This window comes from Blastocatellia bacterium (assembly GCA_025054955.1).
GTDB lineage: Bacteria > Acidobacteriota > Blastocatellia > HR10 > J050 > JANWZE01.
Map to the genome: position 1 here is coordinate 1 of JANWZE010000008.1, position 7,164 is coordinate 7,164.

The following is a 7,164-nucleotide window of genomic DNA, read 5'->3' on the forward strand; positions in this document are numbered from 1 at the left end:
CAACGTCTCCAGTCTGCCCACCGATGACCTACTGGTGATGGATCAGGCCGACGACCAACTCCACATTCTCACCCCGTCGCTCGTTGATCGAGAATCCAATCACGAATCACGAAGCACGAATCGCGAAGCACGAACTACGAATCATGAACCAGGATCCACGATCCACGGATCACGGATCACGTCCGTCGTGGCCGTGCTGCCGATGCGGTTGAATCGGGATGGGCTCAACGATCTGGTGATCCTGCGTGACGGCTCGAGCGCCCCCGCCGTCGTGTTGAGCATGCCAATGGCCACGTTCACCGTAACCAACACCGCCGACAGGGGCGCAGGGTCGTTGCGCCAAGCAATTTTCGATGCCAACGCCAGCCCGGGCGCCGACCTCATCGTGTTCAACATTACTCCAGCAGGAGCAAAAACAATCAGTCCGACGTCACCCCTCCCGGCAATTGTAGAGCCAGTGACGATAGACGGGACGACACAGCCGGGCTTTAGTGGCTCGCCGATCATCGAGTTAAACGGAACGGACGCAGGAGCGGGAGCCAACGGCCTCTTGATCACTGCCACGAGCAGCGTGGTGCGCGGGTTGGTGATCAATCGGTTTGGTTTTGATGGCATCAGGGTGGAGGTGAACGGTGGTAACATGATTGAAGGTAACTTCATCGGCATAGATGTTACTGGCACGGTCGAGCTAGGTAACCACCTCCATGGTGTGCGCATCATCAGTGCGCCCAACTACGATTGGCGGCACGTCCGCCCGCGCGCGCAACGTCATCTCCGGCAATGTTATCGGCGTCTATATATTTGACAACTTGGCAAGAGGCAATCGGGTGCAGGGCAACTATATCGGCACGGATGTCTCCGGCACAGCAGACCTAGGTAACTCCCTCGATGGCGTGGTCATCTTCGCCGCGCCTAATAATACGATTGGCGGCACGACAGCAGGCGCGGGCAATATCATCTCGGGCAATCGCTTTCGCGGCGTGCAAATCTTCAGCCTCGGAGCGAGAGGAACCCAAGTACAGGGCAACTTCATCGGTACCGATGTCAACGGCACAGCAGACCTGGGCAACGCCGGCAGTGGCGTGGTCATCGCGGGCCCGCCCAATAACACGGTTGGTGGAGCGAGCCCGAGCGCGCGCAATATCATCTCGGGCAACGACGGCGGTGGGGTGGTGATTGAGGGTAACAGAGCAAGAGGCAATCAGGTGCTGGGCAACTTCATCGGCACCGATGTCAACGGCACAGCAGACCTGGGAAACTCTTTGGATGGGGTGCAGATCTTCGACGCGCCCAACAACGCCATTGGTGGGACGACGCCTGGTGCGCGCAACGTCATATCGGGCAACAACGGCAACGGCGTGGCGATCAACGGCTCATTGGCAACGGAGAGTCAAGTGCAAGGCAACTACATTGGCACGGATGTCAGCGGAACACGGGACCTAGGCAACTCCCACGATGGCGTCCTCATCTCTAGCGCGCCTAGTAACACGATTGGCGGCGCGGCAGCGGGCGCGGGCAATATCATCTCGGGCAATGGCTTTATCGGCGTGCGAATCTTGAGCCCCGGAGCGAGCGGAACCCAAGTGCAGGGCAACTATATTGGCACGGATGTCAATGGCACAGCAGACCTGGGAAACTCTTTGGGTGGGGTGCAGATCTTCGACGCGCCCAACAACACCATTGGCGGGACGACGCCTGGTGCGCGCAACGTCATATCGGGCAACAAGCACCACGGTGTGCAGATCATCGGCAGCGGAGCGACAGAAACTCAAGTACAGGGCAACTACATCGGCACCGATCTCACCGGCATGGTTGCCTTGGCAACGCCGGCAACGGCATTCTGATTGACGACGCGCCCAACAACACCATTGGCGGGACGAGCGCGGGCGCACGCAACATCATCTCGGGTAACAACTTCATCGGCCTTTGGATCAGTGGTACCGGTGCGAGTGGCAATCGGGTGCAAGGCAACTACATCGGCACCGATGTCACCGGTACGCTCGCTTTGGGCAACTCCGGCAACGGCATTCTAATTGAGGGCGCGCCCAACAACACGATCGGCGGCACCACCGAGAGCGCACGCAACATCATCTCGGGCAACGGTAGGGTCGGCGTGGAAATCAGTAGCAGCACGGCGAGTGGCAATCAGGTGCGAGGCAACTTCATCGGCACCGATGTCACCGGCACGGCCGACCTGGGCAATTTCCTCGATGGTGTGTTCATCCTCGACGCGTCCAACAACACGATTGGCGGGACGACCGCGGGCGCACGCAACATCATCTCGGGTAACAACGGCAACGGTGTGCGGATCTTTGCCTTCTTTGGCAGGGGTGCGAGTGGCAATCATGTGCAAGGTAACTTCATCGGCACCGATGTCACCGGTGCGGCCGACCTGGGCAACTCTGGCAACGGCATTCTGATTGAGGGTGCGCCCAACAACATGATTGGCGGGACGGCCGCCGGCGCAGGGAATCTCATCGCCTTTAACGGCCAGCCGGGCGTGTTTGTGGCTGGCACTACCACGACCGGCAATGCTATTCGCCGCAATTCGATCCACAGCAACGGCGGCTTGGGCATTGATCTTGAACCCCTGGGCGGGACGCCAGGCGTGACGCCAAATGATGCCTGCGATGGCGACACAGGGGCGAATAATCTGCAGAACTTCCCCGTGCTTGTTTCCGCCTCCTCCAGTGGCGGCAGCACAACCATCACAGGCACACTCAACGGCGTCGCCAATCGCCTTTTCATTCTCGATTTCTTTGCCACGACGCCGTGCGATCCGTCAGGTCATGGTGAAGGCCAGACGTTCCTGGGCAGCGCCACCGTCACCACCGACAGCACTTGCAATGCGAGCTTCACCGTCACCGTGCCGATTGCTCTGACCAGTGCTCAAAACGTCACCGCCACGGCCACCGATACCACGACCAATGACACGTCGGAGTTCTCCGCGTGCGTCGGCGTGACGGTGCCACCCAATCAACCACCCAACGCGGTGGATGACACAGTATGGACGCTACAGAGGTTACAGGAAAACAGAGAACAAGTCGGCTGCCGCTCTGCTTTCGCCTGGAAACGGCACCACCGTGCGACCCACATAGCAGCAGCAAGGGAAGTCTGAGGTAAGTAAGTGGACAAAAAGTTCCGGGAGATTTTGGGGGACGGGGTGGAGGGACGGGACGTTTTGGAGTGCGGTGACATATCACCGCTTTCCGGCCAAAGCTGCGACAAGTCGCAGCACTCCAAAAACGCCACGAACTTTTGTCACGTTACTTAGTTCATGTCACGCGAAAAAGACTCCCCTGTTTCAGGAGCGGAATAATGCGGCTGAGTTTTTAGTAGCAGCCATAGCAATAGAATTCTCATCAGCACGCCTTCCTCTGCGGAGCACACCAACACTTGTCATACCAAATGCCGAGCGAAGATCGCACATTGCTGCTCAGTCAGCTTAGTTTCCGCCATACTTTTTGGCTGCATGAACGCCGCGTTTGCCTCCGCAATTGGTATAAAACCTTGATCGCGTGCTAGAATGATTGCATGATTCCGCAGAGCTTACGGCCATATTTTTGGGACATTGACATCGAGCGTTTCGATCCTCGTGCTTACCCTGACTACACCATTGCTCGAATTTTGGAATATGGGGACGAGGAAGCTGTGGCTTGGCTGTGCCAGACGTTCTCTGAGGAGGAAATCAAGAAGACGCTGCGGACCGAACGCCGACTCTCGCGCCGATCGGCGTCCTTTTGGGCGCTGGTCTACCAGGTGCCCTTTGCTGAAGTCGCTGCTTTGCAATAGCTACTACATGAATCACCCAGGTGACCATCAAAGCGTCTCACAGACATGCTCATGAACCCGAAGCTGACACGCTGGCACAAAGAAGTCATCACAACAGAGGCGGAGAACGCCATCAAAGCCCTCCGCCGGAAGAATCTGTTGAGTCGTTTTTATCTGGCCGGCGGAACCGCGTTAGCGCTTCACTTTGGCCACCGAAAATCCGCTGATCTGGATTTTTTCAGTCAGCAACCATTCAACGAAGAGGAGCTGTTGCGGAACGTCCAGCGTCTAAGAAAATTTCTATTAGTCGCTAAGGATAGGGAGACGCTCCACACGCATATCAAAGGGATGAAGGTGAGCTTCCTGGGCTATGGATACCCACTGCTCTTCCCTCTGGAGAGTTTTCTAGGCATACAGATTGCCGATCCTCGTGATATTGCCTGCATGAAGATCAGCGCGATTGCAGGCCGAGGAACGAGACGCGATTTTGTGGACCTCTTCGTTGCTTCACAACAGTATGGATTAGCCCATTTGATGGAGGCATTCAAAGCGAAATTTGCCAGCGCTCACTATAACCTCATTCACGTGCTGAAATCACTGACGTTCTTCGAAGATGCTGAGAAAGAGCCGATGCCTCACATGTTGATTGATCTTTCTTGGCCGGAGGTGAAGCAGTTGTTCACCAGGGAAGTTCCGCGATTGCTTTCACACCTAAAATAACACCAATAGTCCGACGGAAGGCCGTGTTTGCTGAAGCGACAGGAAGAGCAAGACCAGAAATCCCAAGCAGCCGTTTCCGATGTTGTGTGCGCATTTGCCATTGCCTACTCATGCTGGGCGCTTTTGTGCTGAGCCGCGCAAGCGGCTTGTGACAACGTTGCCAGACGCCGCACGTCTGGAGAGATGAAGTTTGAGATGTAGCCGCGCAAGCGGCCTCAGAGAAGGTCGCCAGACGCGCAACGTCTGGAACGGAACCGAGGTCAGCTTGCGCCGGAGGCGCAAACAGAAGGTCGCCAGACGCGCAACGTCTGGAACACGAGGCGAAAAAATAAACAGCGCGTTGGAGACACGCCAAGATGTGCCGTCTGTGGCCTGCGAGTGAACAGCATGAACGAGCCGATGGTGGGACGGGGTCGCGCCCCCTCAGGGGGCGAAGGGGTGACGGCCTTCCAGACGGTGCACGTCTGGGTACCCTCTAGTGGGCGGTTGCCGCCGCGCAAGTAGACGGCGAGTGACGATCGCAGATTCGCGCTCAGTCAGTTTAGAGCGGTTTGCGAATGAACGTATCCGGGGAGCGCACGCAGCGTGCACTATAGCGGTTTGCCAATGAGTTTATCCTCGGAGGCGCACGCTTCCGGCGCGCATGAGCCAGCAAGATGCGGGGACTCCGGCTAAAGGCAATTGAAAATCGCTCTCAGTAACGTGACAAAAGTTCGGTGCGTTTTTGGAGTGCTGCGACGTATGGCAGCTTTGGCCGGAAAGGGGTGACACATCACCGCACTCAAACTCCCCGTCTCCCTAAAATGTCCCAGAACGTTTTTCCACCTACTTCGGCATGCATACTGCCTTCACAATCTGCTGATACATGAACGATCCTGGCCAGCTTACCAACGGGGAGAGCGGGGCGAATCACGTCGAGGCCGGCGGCCACCGCTGCCGCGTCGGCCGCCACCGCCGCCGCCGCGCCATTCGCCGGATCGGACTTCACTGCGCGGTTGTCGAGGTCTGGCTTCATTCACCACGATGCGGCGCCCTTCAAATTCGCGATCGTGCAGTTGCTGGATGGCAGCTTGCGCTGTCTCCGACGAGGCCATCTCAACAAAGCCAAAGCCGCGAGACCGTCCCGTGACCCGATCTGTAATCACATTGCTTGAGACGACCTCTCCGATTTGTGTGAACAAGTCTTCAAGGTCTTCACTGGTAACGTTGGGCGAAAGGTTGCCGACAAAAAGTTTGGTTGACATAAGATAGTTCCTCGATATTTGAAATGGTCGCGGCTGAACGGGACACGGAGTAGTTCCGAGTACGCACGGTTAACAGGCGCGCTGTGATCGCAACAAGCTGCTGCTGTGATGTTCAACAATAAACTCCCACGACGAGGCTCTCTCGAAAAAGCACAGGGGGCATTCACCAGGCGGGGTCATGGACCTCATCTTCGCAATGGCCACCGGTTTCTTTTACGAGAAGGCAAGCGTACCGCCCGATTCAGCAACAGTCAAGGTTGACGGACGTGGAGGTGGGTGAGTAAGCCGATTTGGAGAACGCGAATCATGCCTCGTGGCTCCTTTTACAGAACGCTGAGCGCATTGGTCGGTGAGGAGGATGAGCAGCAGGGCAAGGAGCAAGAGTAGCTCCTTTTGTAGAACCACCGAGCGCATTGGTCGGTGAGGAGGACGAGCAGCAGGGCAAGGAGCAAGAGTGGCTGCTTTTGCAAAACGCCGAGTGCGTTAGTTAACCACACTGCGCTGTGTTTATGCGCGCGCAGCCGTGAGCTCGCGAATTTGCTGTGTGTGACGCCGCTCGTGATAGCCAATGAGAGTGAGCCAGCCAGCGCCCGTCAGACGACCGATGGCTTCGTTCGAATGTGGAATCGAGATCGAAGCCAGATCATCGAGGCTCACCTGCTCAAGCAGACGGAGTAAGCGCTGGCGCGATTGCTGCAACCGCTCAACCGCTTCGGCCACAGGGGGCGCGTTGTTCGGGACGACCGCCGCCGGAGCGTTGGCGCGAGCTTCGCGATCGGTCAGGACCAAGCGGATGTGTTCCCACTCAGCGCGAAGTTGTTCATCGGCCACGCGCGCGTGGCGTTGGCCTGATTGCAAGGCTTTCTCCAGCAGTCGCGCGATGCTTGATTCAGCCAGATAGAGATGGTAGACCGTCTCGGCCAACGACCATCGAGTTGGATCATGCGGCACGGGAGCCGACATAGCCGATTCGATCTCCGTCATCAACGCAGCCCGCGCCTCGCTGAGCTCGGCCAGCCGATCTTCTAAGCTCGTCGGAAATGGCGGCGTCGTTGTCTCGATCATGCGGCATACCTCAAGTTGGAAATCTCTTGACAATGCGGTCGTGAAACTACCAGAGGGCAGGAGCAAAGTCAACGGGTTTCCGACCTGCCATGCCAATCGCGCAGGGAAAGACCTCGTTCGTGAAGCTAACAAGCATGGCCAGTCTTGAACGACTGAACGGGAATACGCGATCTTCACACGCCATTTCGTATAACCAACTACGCGGGCGGCCACAGCGAGCCGCCCGTACAGCCCCACCATCGAACCGACATCCATATAATGAATGAACGGGAATACGCGATCTTCACGCGCCATTTCGTATAACCAACTACGCGGGCGGCCACAGCGAGCCGCCCGTACAGCCCCACCATCGAACCGACATCCA

General features: G+C 57.4%; 7 protein-coding genes. 5 read left to right on the top strand and 2 right to left on the bottom strand.

The genetic code is table 11. From position 1 onward, the window contains the following. From NZ823_00770 to NZ823_00790, 5 genes are all read left to right on the top strand, one after another. Positions 1-805: hypothetical protein (locus tag NZ823_00770; protein ID MCS6803659.1), on the top strand; the 805-nt coding region annotated here is incomplete at its 5' end. Between the two features lie 22 nt (positions 806-827). Then, the gene (locus tag NZ823_00775; GenBank protein MCS6803660.1) at positions 828-1,844 is read left to right on the top strand and encodes a hypothetical protein; all 1,017 of its coding nucleotides are present in this window, start codon (positions 828-830) and stop codon (positions 1,842-1,844) included. Positions 1,845-1,960: 116 nt separating this feature from the next. Then, complete coding sequence (locus tag NZ823_00780; GenBank protein MCS6803661.1) at positions 1,961-3,118, top strand: right-handed parallel beta-helix repeat-containing protein; 1,158 nt, start codon at positions 1,961-1,963, stop codon at positions 3,116-3,118. Between the two features lie 416 nt (positions 3,119-3,534). Continuing rightward, on the top strand, positions 3,535-3,792 hold the full coding sequence (locus NZ823_00785) for a hypothetical protein (GenBank protein MCS6803662.1): 258 nt from the start codon (positions 3,535-3,537) through the stop codon (positions 3,790-3,792). A gap of 51 nt (positions 3,793-3,843) precedes the next feature. Continuing rightward, the gene (locus NZ823_00790; protein ID MCS6803663.1) at positions 3,844-4,491 is read left to right on the top strand and encodes a nucleotidyl transferase AbiEii/AbiGii toxin family protein; all 648 of its coding nucleotides are present in this window, start codon (positions 3,844-3,846) and stop codon (positions 4,489-4,491) included. A gap of 884 nt (positions 4,492-5,375) precedes the next feature. On the opposite strand, the gene NZ823_00795 is transcribed toward NZ823_00790, so the two are convergent. Both NZ823_00795 and NZ823_00800 read right to left on the bottom strand, forming a co-directional pair. Continuing rightward, on the bottom strand, positions 5,376-5,735 hold the full coding sequence (locus tag NZ823_00795; GenBank protein MCS6803664.1) for an RNA-binding protein: 360 nt from the start codon (positions 5,733-5,735) through the stop codon (positions 5,376-5,378). Between the two features lie 507 nt (positions 5,736-6,242). Further along, positions 6,243-7,164, bottom strand: a 922-nt coding sequence (locus NZ823_00800) for a DinB family protein (GenBank protein ID MCS6803665.1), incomplete at its 5' end; no start/stop codon positions are given.